The organism is Methylocystis sp. (assembly GCF_021731785.1).
Lineage (GTDB): Bacteria > Pseudomonadota > Alphaproteobacteria > Rhizobiales > Beijerinckiaceae > Methylocystis.
On record NZ_JAKFWS010000061.1, the window covers coordinates 18,680 to 38,655 of the forward strand.

Genomic DNA, 19,976 nt, shown 5'->3' on the forward strand with positions numbered 1-19,976 from the left:
TCCAAAAAAGTTCCGATTGGTATCGGAAATGGATTAAGTCCTCGCCATGAGCGCGGCGCAGCCCGAGGACGAAAGAGCGCGAGTCGTCGAGATTCTCGCGCCCGTCGCCATCGACACGGCCTATTCCTATCTCGCGCCGCCGGCGATGCGGCTTCAACCTGGCGACAGCGTCATCGCGCCGCTCGGCAAGCGGGAGGCCTATGGCGTCGTCTGGTCCGTCGACGGCGGCGGCGCTCCCGGAGGCAATCTCAAGACCATCCGCGCGCGTCTCGACCGTCCGCCGCTTTCGCAAAGACTGCGCGACTTCATCGACTGGCTGGCGCGTTACACGCTCACGCCCCGCGGCATGGCGCTGCGGCTCGCGACGCGGGCCGCCGAAGACGCCGGACCGGAAGCGCCGCGCACGCTCTATCGCGTGAGCGGCGCCTCGCCCGAGCGATTGACGCCGACGCGCGCGAGGGTGCTCGCGGCGGCGGAAGGCGGCATCGCTTTCGCCAAGAAAGCGCTTGCCGAAGCCGCCGCCTGCTCGACCGGCGTCATCGACGCGCTCATCGACGAGGGCGCGCTGGAGGCGATCGCGGCGCCGCCGGAGCCGATCGCGCCGCCGCTCGATCCTCACTTCGCCGCGCCGGCGTTGGAGCCCGCGCAGCAGGAGGCCGCAAATGCGTTGACCGCGGCGCTTTCGTCGCAGGCGTTCAAGCCGTTCCTTCTCGAAGGCGTCACCGGCTCGGGCAAGACCGAAGTTTATTTCGAGGCGATCGCCGCGGCCCTTCAGGCTGGCGGACAGGCGCTCGTCATGATGCCGGAAATTGCGCTCACGACGCAATTTCTCGAGCGTTTCGCAGCGCGTTTCGGCGAGAAGCCGGCCGAATGGCATTCCGGCGTCAGCGCGCGCAAACGCGCGCGCATCTGGCGCGGCTGCGCGACCGGCGACGTGCGCGTGGTCGTCGGCGCGCGGTCGGCGCTATTCCTGCCCTTTTCGAATTTGCGGCTGATCGTCGTCGATGAGGAACACGAAGGCGCCTATAAACAAGACGACGGCGTCAGCTATCACGCGCGCGACATGGCGGTGGTGCGCGCGCGGATGGAGCAGGCGGCCATCGTTCTCGCCTCGGCGACGCCGTCGATCGAAACACGCGTCAACGCCATGCGCGGACGCTACGGCTATCTCCGACTCGATTCGCGTGCGCGCGCGCGGCTGATGCCGACTCTCGAAGCGATCGACATGCGCAAGGAAGGTCCGCCCCGCGGCAGATGGATCGCGCCGCGGCTCGCTCTCGCGGTCAGCGAAACGATCGCGCGCGGCGAGCAGGCGCTGCTCTTTCTCAATCGCCGCGGCTATGCGCCGTTGACGGTCTGCCGGACATGCGGCCATCGCTTCCGCTGCGAACATTGCGACGCCTGGCTGGTCGAGCATCGTTTTCGCCGCGCGCTGATGTGCCATCATTGCGGCCATGTCGAGCGTCGTCCTGACGTCTGTCCCGAATGCGGTAGCGAGGATTCGCTCGCCGCCTGCGGACCCGGCGTCGAGCGCCTCGCCGAAGAGGCGGCGACGCTCTTTCCAAACGCCCGCATACTCGTGCTCTCGTCGGATTTTCCAGGCGGCGCCGACCGGTTGCGGCGCGAATTGGAAGAGATTGCGAAAGGCACCTTCGACATCGTCATCGGCACGCAACTCGTCGCCAAGGGCCACAATTTTCCTTATCTCACGCTTGTCGGCGTGATCGACGCGGATCTGGGATTGGGCAGCGGCGATCCGCGCGCCGCCGAGCGCACCTTCCAGCTCCTCAATCAGGTGACGGGACGCGCCGGGCGCGGCGACAGTCCCGGCCGGGCGCTCATCCAGAGCTTTCACCCGTCGCATCCGGTGATCGAGGCGCTACTGTCGGGCGACGCGGAGCGCTTCTATGCGCAGGAGATCGCGGTGCGCGAGCGCGCGGGACTGCCGCCCTTCGGCCGTCTCGCCGCGCTGATCGTTTCCGCCAAGGACGCCGCCACGGCGGAAGCGCATGCGCGGGCGCTGGCGCGCGCGGCGCATGAACTGCCGCCATCGCCGCGCTACCGAGTCGCCGCACAGGGCGCCTGGCCGGAAGAACATGAGATCGCGCTGCTCGGTCCGGCGGAAGCGCCGATCGCGCTCATCCGCGGCCGCTACCGATTTCGGCTGCTCGCCAAAGGACCGCGGAACGCCGACATGCAAGCGTTCTTGCGAGACATGCTCGCCGGCGGTCCGAAAGAAAGGAACGGCGTGCGCGTGCAAGTGGACGTCGACCCGCAGAATTTCTCGTAACGAATGTGACCGTCTCCGACGCTTCACCCGCCGACGACGCGGGCGACGATCTTCGCCGTATAGTCGACCATTGGAACAATTCGCGCATAGTTGATCCGGGTCGGGCCGATGACGCCGAGCGCGCCGATGATCCGCCGTTCGCTGTCGCGCAGCGGCGCAGCAATCATCGACGAGCCCGACAGCGAGAAGAGCTTGTTCTCCGAACCAATGAAGATGCGCACCCCTTCGCCCTGTTCGGCGCGCTCCAAGAGGTCGATGACCTCGGTCTTCGTTTCCAGATCGGCAAACAGCAGCCGAACGCGCTCAAGATCAGCGGCGGCGGTCAGATCTTCGAGAAGATGCGCCTGACCGCGCACGATCAGCTGTCGCGATTCGCCCATCGCGCCCGCCCAGGTCGCGAGCCCCGCTCCGACCAGCCGGGCGGTGAGTTCATCGAGCTCATTTTGTGCGGCTTGACGCGAGCTTTCGATGCTTGCTCTGGCCTCGGCGATCGTCCTTCCGGAAACGCGCGCGTTGAGATAATTGGCGGCTTCGGTCAGCGCCGACGCCGGAAGATCGCGCGGGACGGGTATCACCCGGTTCTCGACCGATCCGTCATCGGCGACCAAAATCACCAACGCCCGCTCGGGCTCGAGCCGAACGAAATCGATCTGCTTTAAGCGCACATTGTCCTTGGAGGCGACGACGACGCCGGCGACGCGCGTCAGGCCCGACAGCAAACTCGTCGCTTCGGCGAGAACGCCGGAGAAATCATGGTCTTTAGACGCCGCTTCGACTTCGGCGGCGATGCGCGCGCGCTCGTTTTCTTCGACATCGCCGATCTGCAGCATCGAATCGACGAAGAAGCGCAGGCCAAGCTCGGTCGGGAGCCGTCCCGCGCTGGTGTGCGGCGCGTAGATGAGCCCGAGTTCCTCAAGATCCTGCATGACGTTGCGCACCGACGCGGGCGACAGCGTCATCGGCAGAAGCCTGGCAAGGTTGCGCGAGCCGACCGGATCGCCGGAGGCTAGATAACTGTCGACGATCTGTCTGAAGATTTCGCGCGAGCGCTCGCTGAGCTGCGCGAGGCTCAACGCCGAAGGGTGGGCAAGCGGGAGATTGCGGATCATTTCTCAAGAATATCGCAGAAGGGCCCCAACGAAAAAGCCCGGCCGCGAGGCCGGGCTTCGTCGACGCCGGGGAGGACAGTCGATCAGAGGCCGAGTTCAGGCATGCCGATCAGCGCGCCGATGCTCTTGACCTGATAATTGACGCCGATGCGGGCGATGTTCGTATCCAGGTAGTTGCCTGTGCCGGTGCGGTAAGTGAACGGGAAGGAAATGTTCGCGCTGGTAGCGCCTTTCATGCGGGTGAAGATATACTCGGCCTTGATGCTCCAATTGTCGAGGATGGCGTATTCGATGCCGGCGCCGATGGCGAAACCGCCCTGCCACACGGACTGGCTGACGGGGAACAGCCCTCCCCACTGCTGGCCATAGGGGAGCACCTTGCCGTAGGCCAAGCCGCCGGTGATGTAGGGCAGAAACCGGCCGTACGCATAGCCGAAGCGCAGACGCTCCATGCCAAACCATTGCAGGCGGCTGCTGGCGCTGACGCCTCCAAAAAACGTACCCGTATTCGTCGCGCGAACTTCAGCGTAGTTGAATTCGCTTTCGTAACCGGCGACGAGGCCGTTGGCGAACACCCAGTTATAGCCGTTCTGGTAACCGACCAAATATCCGCTCGTGCCGATCGAGCTCGACGTCGGAATCGCCAGGAAGGCCCCGGGCGTCAACAGGTAGACTTGCGAATATTGGCTGGAGACGCCGCCGGCGTAGGAGCCGCTGATGCCGATGTGGAAGCCGTCCCAGCTGAAGGCCGGCGGCGGCGGCGGCGGCGGAGCCTTGTAGCGGGGAAGATCAGCCGCCGAAACGGCGCTGGCCGCCAGCACTGACGCAAAGGCGCCAAACACATAGGATCTGAAAGACATCTGAGGCGCCTCCAATAAGCTCGTCCTCTCGGGACGAACGGCAGTTTCGAAGGCAAAGTAACATTATCAATCCTAAGACGTAATTAGCGCCCTTGGTTGGAACGCCGTTTTTCCGGCGCCGTTGCCGATGGGCCACACCCACCATCAACATTCTGTTTTTCAATCACAATTCGCAACGCAAGCGCTAATCAGCGCGGCCGTCAGCACGCCGAGGCCCGACTTGTAGGCGGCGAGCGAGAAACGTGACTCGTAATATCGGCGCGCCGAACTCACGCGACGCGCGGATTCGTCCAAAGGCGCGATCGCCGCCGCCCGGTTCAGCGCATCGGCGAATTCCGGAGCGGAATCGGCAATGACGACGCCGGGCAGACGCAACGCCTCCTCATCCATTCCCCGCATCGCCTGCGTGGTGGCGATCAGCGGCAGACCGCTCGAAAGCGCTTCGACCGACTTGATCGAAAGCCCGGTGCCGCTGATTGTCGGAAGCAGCGCGATACGCGCGTTCGCATAGACCGCGCCGGGATGATCGACTCGGCCCACAAACCAGTCTTTATGCGCGGCGTAATGCTCAGGCGCCTTTGAGCGCACGGCGACGTCGACATTGCCGACGATCTTCACCGCGACGCCCTGCGTTTTGGGCGCGACTTCGCGCAGGAACCAGATCACGCTATCGACATTGGCGGCGTTGTTGCTCGCGACGAGAACGATGTCAGGCCCCCCGGGTCCGGTCGGCGCCTCGGGAATGGCCGGATACAGCAGCGCATGCGCCTTCTCGGGCAGCAGAGCGCGAAAATCTCCGGCCTCCTGAGCGTTGAGATGCAACAGCAGATCGGCGCCGCGCATCGCTTCGAGTTCTCGCGCCAGCATCGACTCGTAGGTGGCGCGGGGAGAAAGCCAGGGCATCGTTTCATTGATCAGCGCGAATTGACGCGCCTGCAGATCATGCGTGTCGAGCAGGATCGGGGCAGTCCCGCGACAGAGCCGGCGCGCGATCGGCATCAGAAAAAAATGATTGCAGTGAACAAGATCGAATGTCGCGCCGTCGAGGGCGGGCGATACACGCGTGCGCTCGGCCATGCCGAGGCGCACCACCGCCTGATCGCCGTGGATATAGGGCCACAGCACATCGCGCAGAAAGCGCGGCGCGAACACCACGGAAAGCGGCGCGCCGCCATAATAGCGGGGACCGTCGTCAAGCTCCGGAGTCGCCTGATTGAACGCCTTCCATATCCAGTTCCGGCCTGGAACGAAGCCGGGGTCGGAACTGATTGCGATCGGAAAAACCTCGGCGCCCAGCGCGCGATAGGCGGCGACTTGGCCAAGTACGACGCGATAGGTGCCGCAGGAATGCCAAGCCGGATGGATGAGTGCGACGCGCCGGCCGCGAAGCGGACGCTCGGCGCACGCCGAGCGGTCACTTGATGAAGCGGTCAACCCGATCCTCCAGCTGGCGCACGCCGCAGCCTAATCCGACTTTGACCGTTCCGACAATCTTCCGGCGCGCTCTTTGAAGCGCCTGGAAAGTCGAGATGCTCAGAGCTCGGCCGCGACCGTCGCCAGCGCGCGCGCATAAGCCTCCTGGCTGAACGCCTCTTCATAGAGGCGGCGGGTGTCGCTTTGCTCCGGCACCGCCGCCTCGCCACGTTCGGCCCTCGCCTGGGCGTCGCGCCAAAGCTCCGCAAATTGCGCGGCGTTTTCAGCGAGCGCGACATTGCCCAATTTCGCCGGATCGACCTGCATGCCGCGGAACGCCAGAGGAGTCGCGACGAGCGGCGCGCCGCAGGACAGCGCCTCGACCGCCTTGATCGACAGGCCATGGCCTTCGACGGTCGGGAGCAGCACGCATCCTGCGTTGGCGTAAATCGCGCCGATGTCATCGACCCGGCCTTTGAACAAAGCGCGGTGCGCTTCATAGAGACCTGCGTCGCGCCGCTTCACGCCGCCGTCGATATTGCCGTAAATTGCGACGCGCGCATCGCCCGCCAACGGCGCGACCTCTTCCAAGAACCAGCGCAGACTCACGTAATTGCCGTAATTGTCGCTCGCGACGATGATGATGTCGCGTCCACGCGCCAGCGGGGCTGATGGCGCCGCCGGGTAGATCAGCGCGTGCCGAAGCTCCGGCAGCAGCTTCTGGAAATCGCGATGCTCCTCTTCATTGAGATGCGCGCAAAGATCTGCGCGCCGCATCCATGAGAGTTCGACCTCAAGCATGTCGTCATAGGTTGCATATGGCGGAATGAAGAACCCGCCCTTGTTGCGCAAGACATATTGGCGCGCCTGGATGTCTTGCGTCTCCAAAACAACCGGAACCTTACGCCCTCGCATCAGCGTCTCGACGAAAGGCAGCGTGAAATAATGATTGGCGTGAACGAAGTCGATCGTTTCGCTCTCCAAGCCCGCAGGCGGCGGCGTGCGCTTGGCGAGTTCGATCAGCCACGACGCCTGATCGCCGTGGATCAGCCGCCACCAGCCATCCACGAGAAGTCGGGACGCCAGGGCGGAAGGCGGCGCGCCAGAATAGAAGCGGCGGTCCGCGCCGATGTCGTGCGAGGCGTTGATATAACTCAGCCAGCGCGCGCCGCGCGGCGGGCGAGGCGCAAGATCGTCCATCATCGCGATAGAAATGACGCGCGCGCCGAGCGCCTGATACGCGGCGATCTGACTGACGTTCACCTGATAGCTGCCGCAACTGTGCCAGGCAGCGTGAACGACGGCGACGGTCTTGCCGGCGAATGGCCGCGACTTTGCGCCTGGCGAATTGGCCCGGTCTGTCGCGGATGGGGAAAGTTGGCTCATCGTGTCAGAGGTCGCGCTGCAACATGGCGGTTGTCTCAAATTCCTTATCAAAATCGAGCGCGTGGCCTCGCCGCTAAAGGCGTCCGGAATTGGCTCTTCGCTTCATACTGGGCTGCCTCTTGCATTTACCCGCCATTTTCAAATACATCCCCTATATGAGGCTTCGCTTCCCAAATCCAGTCTTATCGCCCGAGAGCGCGGCGGCGCCAAGCGGCGACCCGGTCGGACGTTACGGCGTCGCCATCGTCGGCAACGACAAGATCATCGACTGGCTGCTGCCTTTTCTCGAAAGCTACCGAGACACCAACGCCTCATTGCCGCTTTATCTCATTCCCTATGACGACAATGTCGCCATGACGCGCCGCGCCGCTGAGATTTACGGCGCGCATTACGTCGACGAAGAGCCGACTGAAATTGACAAGCTCTCGCATGAACTTTACCCGGGCATCTTCAACGCCAATCGCCGCCGGTTGAGAAAACTTCAGGCGCTCGCTCTGCCGCTCGACGAAGTCGCCTATGTCGATGTCGACGTCATTCTGTTTCGCGACTTGGCGCCCCTGTTCGGCCGCCTAGAGAGCGGCAGGACGGAGTTCATCGTCGCCTCGCCGAGCTTCGAATATGTCTACAACGACAGGCGCGACCGCTATCCGTTTCTCAAGGATGCGCTGCTCTTCAATGACGGCTTCTGGGTCACCTCGAACCAGTATCTGAAGCTCTCGGACTTCATCGAGACAATCCGTGACGACGCCGTGATCTTCCACGATGTGCGCAAGCGCGGCCAGCTTTTCGCCCAGCCGCTCGTCAATTTCGTCACCCACCGGCGCGGCGTCAAAATCGAGCTCTTGCCAAATGTGATCTCAGGCGCCTCGCACGAAAGCTTCTACAAAGCGCCGGGCGTCGAATTCCAGAACGGCAAGCCTGTCGACTACGAAGGCAAGGAGATCTATTTCGCCCATTGGGCGGGCGCGACCGCCCTGCCGAAAAGCGGCGTCTTCGACGAGGCGTGGACGCGATATTCGAAGGCCGCCTGGGCGAGGTTCAAGCAGTGACGACTGGCGCCTTGCATCGCGGCCCGTTTCGCGCCAAAGCGTCGCTTTTCCCTTTGCGCCGTACGACGCGGATGTTCTTTTCCGCTCGAAACGGCGAACGATAGAGCGGACGCTCGCCATGCCGCGCCTGTTGTTCCTGTATCTGTTCAAGCGCATCGGGTTTGGCGTGCTCGTCGTGCAGTTCGCGCTCTCGATTCCCGTCGTCCTGTCCTATCTGCTTTATCAGCTGCCGCCCGCCGCGGTGCGCGGCGGCCTCGTCATCCCGGCGCTGATCGGCGTGACCCCGACGGTAGCCTATGTGACGCTGCCGATGGCGGTCGGCGTCGCCACCGCGCTTGAGTTCGGCCGCATGGCGAGCGAGGGCATGATCGCCGTTCTCTATGCATTGCGCCTTTCGGTCTGGGCCATTTGTCGCCCGGCGGTGGCGTTGGCGGCAGGCGTCGTCGTCCTCGGCTATCTGCTCGCCAATTTCGCGGCGCCGCACTATTCGAGCGAAATGCAGGACGTGCTCAATGTCGTGCGCAATTCTCTCAACCACCGGATGCTCGACGCCGCGCATTTCTACACTTTCGATAATGGCGTGAAGACGCTCTACATCGAGCGCTGGGAGACGCCCGACCTCGCGGTCAATTTGTTCGTTCGCCAGCTTTCTGTCGAAAAGATGCAGGAAGAGACGGTGACGGCGGCGCGCGCCGAATTTCGCCGGAATGAATCAGGGGTCATCGTCGCGCTCTCCAACGGCAGCATCCAGACGCGCTCATTGACCACAAACGACGTGCGCATCGCCAATTTCGACGAATACGCCATGGCCTTGCCGATGCAGGGCAGCACATCGCTGCCCGACCGAGGCTGGCGGGGGGTCTATGAACTGTCCGCCGGCGATTTTCTCGCCAATTACGCTGCGGCGAAACGCGATCCGCGCCAACTCGGAGAGTGGACGGCCGAGGCGGCGAAGCGCTTCGGCGTGCCGACGCTCGCCATCGCCCATACGCTCCTCGCAATGGCGCTCGTCCTGACCTTCGGCAACATTACCGGCCGGCGCGGCGCGGCGGGCGGCCTCACCACGATCGCGATACCAGTCGTGCACATCGGCTTTCTGGTCGCGCTTGAATCGCTGCTGCGCATCAACGGATTGTTCGTCTTGCTGCTCGCCGCGCTGGCCGTCGCCGAAGTCGGCGCGTCCCTCTGGCTCATCGCGCGGCTCAATTGGAGCCCGAAGCCAAAGCGGCTGTTCGGCGGGCGCGCGTCTTCCGCCCCGCGAGACGCCTACGCGACGCCGCTCGCCTGACCCTCTTCGGCGTGCATTGCCTTACGGTAGTCGCCGATCACCTTCGCTGGATCGCCCGTCTCGCGCACGACGCCGCCCTCAAGCCAGAGCACGCGGTCGCAGAGCGCGGCGAGAAAGTTGAGATCGTGCGACACCATCAAAATGGTGCCGGTTCTGGCGAAGTCGGCGATGTATTTCTCGCATTTGCGCTGGAATATTTCGTCGCCGACCGATAGCGCTTCGTCGACGATGAGCACGTCGGCCTTGGCGTAGGCGCAGATCGCGAAAGCGACGCGCGCAATCATGCCCATCGAATAGGTGCGCATCGGCTGTTCAAAGAAGGGCCCGATGTCGGCGAAAGCGGCGATGTCGTCGATGCAGGCATCGACCTCCTTGCGTGACAGCCCCAGAATCGCCGCCCCGATGCGGGCGTTTTCGCGCCCGGTCAGGAGCCCGTCGAAGCCGGAGCCAAGCGCCAGAATCGGCGCGATTCGGCCGGCGACCCTGAACTCGCCCTTCGTCGGCTGGGTGATGCCGCACAGAATCTGCAGAAGCGTTGTTTTGCCGGCGCCGTTGCGTCCGACGATGCCGACGCGCTCGCCCTTCTCTACCGTGAAATTGACGTCATGGAGCACCCATTTGTCCCTGTAGAACTTCTTCCACAGGCCAAACAGGATCTGTTTGAGCTGGTCGTTCTGATGCGCATAGAGCTGGAAAGCCTTGCCGACGCCCGCGCAAAGGATAGAGGGCTCAGATGACATCGACGATGACCGATTTGTAGCGCATGAAGAATTGATAGCCGCCTATGAATACGGCGTAGGAGATCGCGACGAGCGCGAGATAGCCGAAGACGTTCGGCACGGTCCCGTCGAGCGCGACGCCCCGCAGCATCTCGATATAATCGCCGACAATATTCAGTCGTAGCCAGAGCGCCACCGATCCCGACATGGCGGCGATCTGGTCCAGGCGATAAAAGATCGGCGTCGCGAACATCAGCACCGGCACGATCGAAGCCATGATATGGGCGACATCGCGTGTGAACGCCCCGAGCGCCATCAGAAACCACACGACGCCCAAAACGAACAGGAAGAACGGGGCGATGAGAAACGGCGTCAGCACGATCGTTAAGGGAAGCGTTCCGGCCGTCAACAATCGAAAGACGATATAGACCGCGAACGCTACGCCGCCATATGTGAACGCCCGGATGGTCGCCGTCCAGGCGATGGTTTCGCTGGGGAAAATCGACTTTTTCACGAAGTTGACATGCTCGTGCAAAAGCATTGGCGCGCGATAGGCCAGTTCGCTGAACACATTAAATGCAATGAGCCCGATGAAGATCGAGCTTGCATAGTCGGTGACGCTGATGCCGGCGGAAAGCTGCGGAACCGTGACCGAGAACAGCGCCGTATAGGTGAGCAGCATGATGAGCGGCGCGAGCACCGCCCAGAGCGGTCCGAGCGCCGAGCCGCGAAACCTGGAAATGAATTCCCGCCGCACCACGGCGCGGATAAGCTCCCGATTGCGCCAAGCCCGTTCGAAGGGCGCGACATAGGCGGGAGGAATCGAGGCGAGCAAGTGTCGACGCATCCTTTCAGGCTTGGACCGTGATCTCGAATAGCGCGGTGCGTCCGTTGAACACGAATGCGCAGTCGGGCGCTGGCGCGACCGGCGCGGCGTCGCCCGCATAGACCAGTTCAGCCTGCCTCATGTCAATGGCGGCGCTCAACCCTCAAGGGGACGGGATGAATATTCGAGCGCAATGTCTTCGCAGGCGGCCATGGTGACTCGGCGGGAGGCGATCGCCGGGCTGGGCGCCGGCCTGGGCGCTTTGGGCGTGGGACTCATCCTGCCGGGCGGCGGAGCGGCGCAAGAGCAGCAGCCTTATGTGCTGGGCGATTGGACCGGCGACAGTTTCGCGCCGATGCACGCGATTCGTGACGGGCTGTCGCGCGCGCCGCTGCCGCCCCCGGAGCGGCGCGTCGACGTCGCCGTCATTGGCGGCGGGCTCGCGGGCCTCGCCGTCGCCTCGCTGCTCCAAGATCGCGACGTCATCGTCCTGGAGCGCGAGCCGGAGCCCGGCGGCGTCGCCAAATCGAAGCGCTGGCGCGATGTCGACTATGCCCTTGGTTCTGCATATATCGTTGATCTTTCAGAGCCTTTCAGCAGATTCTATGATACGCTCGGTCTCGCGCCGCGACCGGTCAGCGCGCCAGTCGACAGGGCGCTGACAGGCGTCGCCGGCGAAGGCGATCCTCGGGACGGGAAGTGGCGAAGCGCCTATGACGACCTCAAAGCGCTCTTGCGCCGGCTCCGCGAAAGTCGGGACTTCCCCGGGATGCCGATCTCCGAGGCATCGGCGCCGGCGCTGGCGCTGGACAGGCTGTCGTTGTTCGATTTCTTGCGCGGCGAGCATATCGAGGCCGAACTTTTCGGTCTGATCGACGCCTACTGCCTGTCGGCGCTCGGCGCGCCCGCCGACGAGATTTCAGCCTACGCCGGCGTCAACTTTCTCTCTGAGATCAATGCGCCCATCTACGCGTTCCCGGGCGGCAACGCCGCGATCGCCCGGGCAATGGCGGCCCGCATTTCAGGCGCCGGCGAAGGGCGCATCGTCACCGGCGCCGCCGTCTATGCGATCGAGCCGGCGGAGGGCGGCTACGCCCGCGTCGGCTGGTTCGACGCGCTTCATCCCGGCGAGCCCCGCTGCCTCGAGGCGCGATGGGCGGTCGTCGCGGCTCCCTACTTCTTCGCGGGCCGCATCCTGCGCGGGGTCGATCCGGCCGCGACGGCCGCAATGACGTCGCTGCGACAGGGAAGCTATCTCGTCGCCAACTGCTGCTTTGAGGGGCCTCCGCCGGAGCTGCATTACGACAGCTGGGCGCTGGGCGCGCAGAGCTTTAGCGACGCGATCAGCGCGACCGCCGTCCTTCCCGCCGCCGAGCGGCCAAAGGATCACAGCGTGCTCACCGTCTACGCGCCGTTTCGCGATCCGCGCGCGGGCCGCGCGCGCCTGCTCGCGGGCGATCGTGCCGCCCTCGCCGCGCCGATCGTCGAAGAACTGCGACGCTTCCTGCCTGAGACGTTCGGCGCCGCCCGGCTTGTCGAAGCGCGGCTGACGCGCTGGGGGCACCATCATACGATCGCCGCGCCAGGGATCGTCGCGACGATGCGCGCTGTGCCCAAGCGCTTCGGCAATGTTTTGCTCGCGCATTCGGACGGACAGGGGATGCCGGCGGTGGAGAGCGCGATCGTCGAGGCGCTGAGCGCCGTCGAGATCATCAAAAGGGGCTGAGCCCTACTCCACCGTCACGCTCTTTGCGAGATTGCGCGGCTGATCGACATCTTTGCCCATGAAGGTGGCGACGTGATAGGCGAGCAGTTGCGCGGGAACGGCGTAAGCGATGACCGCGAACGGGCCTGCGACGCTCTCCGCCATTTCGATAAAGCCGGCGAGTTCCGCAGCCGCGGCGTCCCGCGCATGCGGCGATCCGATCAAGATCAGATGTCCGCCGCGCGCGGCGACCTCCTGGAGATTGGAAACGGTCTTCTCAAGACTCGCGTCCGGGGGCGCCAGCACGATCACCGGCATGGCGTAGTCGATGAGCGCGATCGGCCCATGTTTCAACTCGCCCGCCGCATAGCCTTCGGCATGGATGTAGGAAAGCTCCTTGAGCTTCAGAGCGCCTTCCAGCGCCAAAGGAAAGGCTGGGCCGCGTCCGAGATAAAGCACGCTCGAGGCGCGCGCGACGTCGCGCGCCACAGGTTCGATCTGCGCCTCGCGCGCAAGCGCCTGCGCCATCTGCCCCGGCGCGGCGACGAGTTCCGCAACAAGTTCGCGTTCGCGCTCCTTGCTCAGCACGCCGCGCGCGCGGCCCAGCGCCAGCGCCAGACAGGCGAAGACCGCGAGCTGACAGGTGAAGGCCTTGGTCGAGGCGACGCCGATTTCGGGTCCCGCCAATGTCTGCGCCACCGTGTCGCTTTCGCGGGCGATCGTCGATGATTCGACGTTGACGATCGAGAGAATGTGCTGGCCGTGTTCGCGCGCGTAGCGCAGCGCGGCAAGCGTGTCGGCCGTTTCTCCCGACTGGGAGACGAGAATGGTTAGCCCGTTCTCGGGCAGCGGCGCCTCGCGGTAACGAAATTCGGACGCGATGTCGATTTCGACCGACAGGCGGGCGAAGCGCTCCAGCCAGTAGCGCGCCACCAGACCGGCGTAATAGGCGGTGCCGCAGGCCGAAATGGTCACGCGCGACAGCGCCCTCGGATCGAATTTAAGTTCGAACGGCAGGCGCACGACACCCTCCGCGAGATCGAGGTAGTGCGCCAGCGTGCGGCCGACGACCTCCGGCTGTTCGTGAATCTCCTTGGCCATGAAATGGCGGTAGTTGCCTTTGTCGACCAGGAAGGAGCCGGCGAGCAGCGGCTGGAAGCGCCGCTCGACGGGCGCGTCGTTGGCGTCGTGGAAGCGCGCGCCTTCGCGCGTCAGCGTCACCCAGTCGCCCTCGTCGAGATAGGCGATGGCCGTCGCGAACGGCGCCAGCGCCAGGGCGTCGGAGCCCAGATAGACGCCTTCGTCGCTCCTGCCGACGGCCAGCGGCGAGCCGCGCCGCGCGCCGATGAGAAGATCGTTTTCGCCTTCGAAAAGAAAAGCAAGCGCGAAAGCGCCCTTGAGCCGCTTCAACGCCGCCGCGACCGCCGCTTGCGGCGTCGCGCCGTTGCGCAGCGCGTCGGCGACGAGATGGACGACGGCCTCGGAATCCGTCTCGGTCGAAAAAACATGGCCCTTCGCCGTCAGTTCAGCGCGCAGCTCCCGGAAATTCTCGATGATGCCGTTATGGACCACGGCGACGCGATCATTGGCGTGCGGATGGGCGTTGTTCTCCGTGGGGCGGCCATGAGTCGCCCATCGCGTGTGGCCGATGCCGACGGCGCCGGAGAGCGGCGCCGCCGCGAGCTTTTCTTCAAGATTCTTGAGTTTGCCGCTCGCCCGCAGGCGGGTGAGCCGCCCGTTCTCCAGCGTGGCGATCCCGGCGGAATCATAGCCCCGATATTCGAGACGCTTCAGCGACTCGATAATCTTGCCGGCGACCGGAGTCGTTCCAATAATCCCCACAATGCCGCACATGACGACCTCCAAAAGCGATCATAGCAAGAGCGCCGCCAAAGCGGGATGGGCGCGGAGTTGACGTCGGATTTAGGTGAGCGGCTCAAATGCGCGACATTATCGTTTCTCGGCCTTCTTCGCCGTCTGCGTCGCCCGGAATGTCATCGCCCAGCCGGCCTTCTCCATCTGCCGGCCGCGCGCCACCGCGAGCGAATCGGGGGCGATGTCCTTGGTGATGACGGAGCCGGACCCGACATAGGCGCCCTGCCCGATCGTCACCGGCGCTACAAGCGACGAATTCGAGCCGATGAAGGCGTTCTCGCCGATCGTCGTGCGATATTTTAAATAGCCGTCGTAATTGCAGGTGATGGTTCCTGCGCCAATGTTGGCGTTCGCGCCAACGTCGGCGTCGCCGATATAGCTCAAATGATTGACCTTGGCGCCATGCGCGACGGTGGCGTTCTTGATTTCGACGAAATTCCCGACCTTGGCTTTTTCGGCAAGCGTCGCGCCCGGCCGCAACCGCGCGAAGGGGCCGACGCTCGCGCCTTCGCCGACGCGCGCGCCTTCGAGATGCGAGAAGGAATGGATCACGGTGCCGTCGGCGATTTCGACGCCCGGGCCGATAACGACATGCGGTTCGATCGTCACGTCGCGGCCGATCAGCGTATCGGCGGAAAGAAACACCGTTTCCGGCGCGATCATCGTCGCGCCTCCCGCCATGGCGGCGCGGCGCAGGCGCGTCTGCGCGACGGCTTCGGCCTGAGCGAGCTGGATGCGGTCGTTGACGCCGAGCACTTCGCTTTCGTCGGCGACGACGACTTTTGCGTCGCGTCCGTCGGCGCGCGCCAGTTCCACCACATCGGTGAGATAGAATTCGCCCTTGGCGTTTTGGTCGTCGATCCTTTCAAGCAATCGCAGCGCGCGGGCGCCGTCGATCGCCATCAAACCGCCATTGCACAGCGTAACCGCGCGTTCTTCGTCGCTGGCGTCCTTTTCCTCGCGGATTGCGACGAGGCGCCCGGCGGAGTCGCGCAACAGCCGTCCGTAGCCGAAGGGGTCTGAGGCTTGAAAGCCCAAGACCGCCACGGCGGCGCCCTCGGCGATAGCGGCGCGCAACGCGCCGATCGTCGGCGCGGTCAGCAGCGGCGTGTCGGCGAAAAGCACAATCAGGTCGTCGCATCCCTGGGCGATGGCGCCGCGCGCGGCGAGAACGGCGTGCGCCGTGCCGCGTCTTTCGCTCTGGACGAACATTTCCGCGTCGGGGACGCAGCGTCGCGCTTCCGCGCTGACGTCGTCTCGTCCCGGGCCGACGATCACCGCGACCCGGCTGACGCCCGCTTTAAGGGCGCTCGACAGCACATTTGCGAGCATGGAGCGGCCGGCGACCTCATGCAGCGCCTTTGGGCGGTCGGATTTCATCCGCGTGCCTTCGCCGGCGGCGAGGACGATCGCGAGCGCGCTTCTTTCTGTAGGCATCAGGCGCCCGGGGCTATACGTTGCGAAAGGAAACGGCGGAGCGGCGCCGCTTGAGCCGCGGTTCTGGCAGATTCGAGCGGCAGAGCGCAAGGCCGCGGCCTTCTCGCGCAGCCCCCAAAAACCTCCAAGAAAACCATTTTGTCTCCTCGCCTTTCTTGTATAGAGGGACTGTCGCCAGCCCAGCGCCGCAAAAAGGCTCAACCGCCCGTTCTGGACCGCTCGGATCGGCTTCCTTTGGTAGCTCATGTTCGAACGTCGAGATGTTTTAAAAGCGGGCCTGGGCGCAATCGCGGCGGGAATCGCTCCGCCGCCGTCAAGCGCGGCGACGGCTGGCCCGGCGCCCAACCCGAAGGTTCCAGAGTCGGCGCCTTTTTCGCGGGACATGGTCGTCGAACTGGCGCGCGCTCTGGCCGCAAAGCCCTATATGCCGCCACGGACCGACCTGCCCGAGCCTTTCGCCAACCTCTCCTACGAACAGTTCGTGGGAATCAAGACGAAGCCGGATTCGGCGATTTGGCGCCAGGACAACGCCGGTTTCAGCATCGAGCCGCTTCACCGCGGCCATATTTTTGCCGCCGCGGTCGACATCTACCTCGTCGAGAACGGCGCCGCCGCGCGGCTGCCTTATGAAAGGCGCCGCTTCGACTATGGCGCGATGCGTGTCCCCGACGCGCTGCCCGACCTGGGGTTCTCGGGTTTTCGGGTGCTCCACACGCAGCATGGCGACGCTGAAGCGGAACTCGCCATATTTCAAGGGGCAAGCTTCTATCGCGCGGTCGCGCGCGGGCAGAATCTCGGCGTGACGGCGCGCGGTCTGTCGATTCGGACCGCCGATCCGCGCGGCGAGGAGTTTCCGGCGTTTCGAAGCTTCTGGATCGAGAAGCCCGCCTTGGGCGACAACGCTCTCGTCATCCACGCGCTGCTCGATTCCCCGAGCGTCGCCGGCGTTTACCGCTTCACGCTGCGGCCGGGCGAAGCGACGCTCATTGACACTGAATTGACGCTCTACCCACGGACGGCGATCGATCATTTCGGGCTTGCCGGATTTGCGGCGGCTTCGCTGTTTACGCCGCTCGACCGCGCCAGGCCCGACGATTGGCGGCCGATGGTCGCCGACATCAACGGCATTCAGATGCTCACCGGCCAGCGGGAATGGCTTTGGCGACCGGTATCAAACCGGGAAAGTTTGCAATTCTCCGCTTTCGTCGACACAAATCCGCAGGGCTTCGGCTCGCTGATCCGGCAGCGCGACATCGACGACTACGACGACGACCAGCAGCACTGGGAGCGTCGTCCGTCGCTGTGGGTCGAACCGCTCGGCGAATGGGGCGATGGCGCCCTGCAGCTTGTGGAGATTCCCTCTGAATCCGAAGTCAACGCCAATATCGTCGCCTATTGGCGGCCAAAGACCGCTCTCGTCGCCGGTAAGGAGACGTCCTTCGCCTATCGGCAGTTCTGGTGCTGGGAGCCGCCGGCGCGGCCGCCGCTTGCGATCGCGGCGAGCGCGCGCTCCGGCCGCGGGCCGGTGGGCAAGCTCCGCCGTTTTGTTGTCGTCTTTTCCGGCGATCTATTGGCGGATCCGCAGCGCACGGCGCAACTCAAAGCGGCGTTGACGACCTCACCCGGATTGGCGACCAATATTCAGACCTATTTGAATGCGTCAGCGAAGTCGTGCCGCGTCGTTTTCGACGTTGACCCGTCCGGCGAGAACTACTGCGAGCTTCGGCTCGTTCTGCAGTCGGACGAGCGCCCGATCAGCGAGACTTGGCTTTACCGATGGACGTCGTGACTTTCGCCGCCTTGGACCACCCGCCGCCAGCAACGGAACGGAGAAGCGCCGATTCCGATCCCGCCGCCGCGCCGCCGACTCCTCCTGAAAGCCGGTTGTCGATGCCGGCGCAAAATCTCTTCAAGTTCGATCGGCGCCAGCGACGGAAAGCCGAGGCGCCATGGCTGTGGCGTACGCCGTGGCTCGCGCGATTCTTGACATTTGGCGGCGGTTTCGCGCTGACCGCCTATGGCGCGTATCAAATGTACAAGGTCGTCGACGTGGGCGGCGTGACCACGTTGAAGTGGGCGCTGCTGGCGTTGTTTGTGCTCAACTTTTCCTGGATCGCGCTCTCCTTCGCGAGTTGCCTCGTCGGTTTCGCCCTGCTGATGCGCCAACGCCGGCGCGCGCCCCTGCCGTCGGCGCTTGCCGAGACAACGGCCGTGGTGATGCCCATCTACAATGAGGCGCCAAGCCGGGTCTTCGCCGCCCTGCAGACCATCTACGAAGACGTTCAAGCAACGGGCCTTGGCGCGCATTTCGATTGGTTTTTCCTGTCCGACACGACTAATCCCGATATTTGGATCGCGGAAGAGCGCGCCTTCGTCGCCATCCGCCGGCGGCTCGGCCCGCAGGCCCGCATCTTCTACAGGCGGCGCGAAAAGAACACGGCGCGCAAGGCCGGCAATATCGAAGATTTCGTCTCGCGCTGGGGCGGCGCCTATAAGCACATGGTCGTGCTCGACGCCGACAGTCTGATGACCGGCCCGACGATCGTGCAACTCGCCGCCGCAATGGAGGCCGACCCCGACAGCGGCATCATCCAGACTCTGCCGCTCATCATCAATCGCAACACGCTGTTCGCCAGGGTTCAGCAATTCGCCGCGCGCATCTATGGCCCCGTGATCGCGGTGGGGATGTCGGCGTGGATGGGCCGCGACGGCAATTATTGGGGCCATAACGCCATCATCCGCACCGAAGCCTTCGCGAAGCACTGCGGCCTGCCGGATTTGCGCGGCCGTCCGCCCTGGGGCGGCCACATCCTCTCGCACGATTTCGTCGAGGCGGCGCTAATCCGGCGCGCCGGCTATGCGGTCTACATGATGCCGACGCTCGGCGGCTCCTTTGAAGAAAGCCCGCCCTCGCTGATCGATTTGTCGATTCGCGACCGTCGCTGGTGTCAGGGCAATCTGCAGCATGCGCGCGTCTTGTTCGGCAAAGGCTTTCACTGGGCGTCGCGACAGCATTTTCTCACCGGCATCTTCGGCTATCTGACCTCGCCGCTGTGGCTCTTGCAGCTGCTCATCGGCATCGTAATCGTCTTTCAGGCGAGCTATTTCCGGCCGGAATATTTCACCGGCGAATTCGCGCTCTTTCCCACCTTTCCGCGGTTCGACGCCGAGCGGTCGCTCGAACTCTTCGGCCTCACCATGGGCATCCTGCTCGCGCCCAAGGCGCTGGGCCTGATCGTCGCCATCGCCGAGCCGGAAACGCGCAAAGGCTCCGGCGGCGTGATCATGCTGCTGATCTCGACGGCTTTCGAAATCGTGCTGTCCGCATTGCTCGCGCCGATCATGATGCTGATTCAGACCGGCCATGTGCTGCATATCGTCTTCGGTTTCGACACTGGTTGGGATCCGCAGCGACGCGACGACGGCTCCGTGCCTTTCATGGACATCGTCCGTCGACATTTCTGGCATGTTGCGCTCGGACTGCTGAGCCTTATCGCCGGCTTCATGATTTCGCCCTCGCTGGTCGCCTGGATGTCGCCGACAATCGCCGGCCTGGTGCTCGCGATTTTGATTTCATGGGCCACGAGCCAACGTTGGCTCGGGCTGGTGCTCCGGCGCGCCGGCGCGCTGATCACGCCCGAAGAAACGACGACCCCACCGATCGCCAAGCGTGGCAAGGCGCTGACCAAGACGCTCGCGCGCGCCGGCGAAGACGACGTCAATGGTCTGCTGGCGATCCACGCCGACCCGGAGCTGCGCGAGCTGCATGAAAACTGGTTGCCGACTCGCCGGTCGCGGCAACGTGGACAAATCGGCGCGGATCGGGCCTTGGCTGAGGCCAAGATCGCCGACGCCGAGACGATCGAGGACGCGGTCAATTGGCTGAACCGCGGCGAGCGGCTCGTGGCGCTCTCCGACCGCGCGTTGATCGGCATGGTCGCGCGTCTGCCGCGCCGCGCCGAGCTCGCGGCCGCAGCACAGAGAACCGCGCGCGCCGCGGAGTGACCGCGCTCATGATG

General features: G+C 64.4%; 14 protein-coding genes. 6 read left to right on the plus strand and 8 right to left on the minus strand.

What is annotated here, in order from left to right; translation table 11 throughout:
• Nucleotides 1-46 precede the first annotated feature (46 nt).
• Complete coding sequence (locus QZ964_RS11530; protein WP_292531806.1) at nucleotides 47-2,290, plus strand: primosomal protein N'; 2,244 nt, start codon at nucleotides 47-49, stop codon at nucleotides 2,288-2,290.
• A 23-nt stretch (nucleotides 2,291-2,313) separates the two neighbouring features.
• On the opposite strand, the gene hrcA is transcribed toward QZ964_RS11530, so the two are convergent.
• From hrcA to QZ964_RS11550, 4 genes are all read right to left on the minus strand, one after another.
• Nucleotides 2,314-3,399: a heat-inducible transcriptional repressor HrcA gene (gene hrcA / locus QZ964_RS11535; protein ID WP_292531807.1), complete on the minus strand. Its 1,086-nt coding sequence runs from the start codon at nucleotides 3,397-3,399 to the stop codon at nucleotides 2,314-2,316.
• Nucleotides 3,400-3,482: 83 nt separating this feature from the next.
• Complete coding sequence (locus tag QZ964_RS11540) at nucleotides 3,483-4,259, minus strand: outer membrane beta-barrel protein (RefSeq protein WP_292531808.1); 777 nt, start codon at nucleotides 4,257-4,259, stop codon at nucleotides 3,483-3,485.
• 159 nt (nucleotides 4,260-4,418) lie between these two features.
• The gene (locus QZ964_RS11545; protein ID WP_292531809.1) at nucleotides 4,419-5,693 is read right to left on the minus strand and encodes a glycosyltransferase; all 1,275 of its coding nucleotides are present in this window, start codon (nucleotides 5,691-5,693) and stop codon (nucleotides 4,419-4,421) included.
• A gap of 99 nt (nucleotides 5,694-5,792) precedes the next feature.
• Nucleotides 5,793-7,058 (minus strand): glycosyltransferase, encoded by a 1,266-nt coding sequence (locus QZ964_RS11550; protein WP_292531810.1) that lies wholly within the window; start codon nucleotides 7,056-7,058, stop codon nucleotides 5,793-5,795.
• Between the two features lie 155 nt (nucleotides 7,059-7,213).
• On the opposite strand from QZ964_RS11550, the gene QZ964_RS11555 reads away from it, so the two are divergent.
• Complete coding sequence (locus QZ964_RS11555; RefSeq protein ID WP_292531839.1) at nucleotides 7,214-8,107, plus strand: hypothetical protein; 894 nt, start codon at nucleotides 7,214-7,216, stop codon at nucleotides 8,105-8,107.
• Nucleotides 8,108-8,225: 118 nt separating this feature from the next.
• Nucleotides 8,226-9,395 carry an LptF/LptG family permease gene (locus QZ964_RS11560; RefSeq protein WP_292531811.1) on the plus strand — a complete coding sequence of 390 codons (1,170 nt, stop codon included), beginning with the start codon at nucleotides 8,226-8,228 and terminating at the stop codon, nucleotides 9,393-9,395.
• On the opposite strand, the gene QZ964_RS11565 is transcribed toward QZ964_RS11560, so the two are convergent.
• Nucleotides 9,374-10,135, minus strand: a complete 762-nt coding sequence (locus tag QZ964_RS11565; RefSeq protein ID WP_292531812.1) for an ABC transporter ATP-binding protein — start codon at nucleotides 10,133-10,135, stop codon at nucleotides 9,374-9,376. The two genes, QZ964_RS11560 and QZ964_RS11565, sit on opposite strands and share 22 nt — an antisense overlap.
• Entirely contained in the window at nucleotides 10,125-10,949 is an 825-nt protein-coding gene (locus tag QZ964_RS11570; protein ID WP_292531813.1) for an ABC transporter permease, read from the minus strand. Before QZ964_RS11570 ends, QZ964_RS11565 begins: the two co-directional genes overlap by 11 nt.
• A gap of 184 nt (nucleotides 10,950-11,133) precedes the next feature.
• On the opposite strand from QZ964_RS11570, the gene QZ964_RS11575 reads away from it, so the two are divergent.
• Entirely contained in the window at nucleotides 11,134-12,666 is a 1,533-nt protein-coding gene (locus tag QZ964_RS11575) for an FAD-dependent oxidoreductase (protein WP_292531814.1), read from the plus strand.
• A 3-nt stretch (nucleotides 12,667-12,669) separates the two neighbouring features.
• Here QZ964_RS11575 and glmS read toward each other — a convergent pair whose 3' ends face one another.
• On the minus strand, nucleotides 12,670-14,499 hold the full coding sequence (gene glmS, locus QZ964_RS11580; RefSeq protein WP_292531815.1) for a glutamine--fructose-6-phosphate transaminase (isomerizing): 1,830 nt from the start codon (nucleotides 14,497-14,499) through the stop codon (nucleotides 12,670-12,672).
• Nucleotides 14,500-14,595: 96 nt separating this feature from the next.
• Nucleotides 14,596-15,957 (minus strand): bifunctional UDP-N-acetylglucosamine diphosphorylase/glucosamine-1-phosphate N-acetyltransferase GlmU, encoded by a 1,362-nt coding sequence (gene glmU, locus QZ964_RS11585; RefSeq protein ID WP_292531816.1) that lies wholly within the window; start codon nucleotides 15,955-15,957, stop codon nucleotides 14,596-14,598.
• A gap of 244 nt (nucleotides 15,958-16,201) precedes the next feature.
• On the opposite strand from glmU, the gene QZ964_RS11590 reads away from it, so the two are divergent.
• Together QZ964_RS11590 and mdoH are read left to right on the plus strand one after the other, a co-directional pair.
• On the plus strand, nucleotides 16,202-17,746 hold the full coding sequence (locus QZ964_RS11590) for a glucan biosynthesis protein (protein WP_292531817.1): 1,545 nt from the start codon (nucleotides 16,202-16,204) through the stop codon (nucleotides 17,744-17,746).
• Nucleotides 17,734-19,962 (plus strand): glucans biosynthesis glucosyltransferase MdoH, encoded by a 2,229-nt coding sequence (gene mdoH / locus QZ964_RS11595; RefSeq protein WP_292531818.1) that lies wholly within the window; start codon nucleotides 17,734-17,736, stop codon nucleotides 19,960-19,962. The genes QZ964_RS11590 and mdoH overlap by 13 nt, the downstream gene beginning before the upstream one ends.
• The last annotated feature ends 14 nt before the right edge of the window (nucleotides 19,963-19,976 follow it).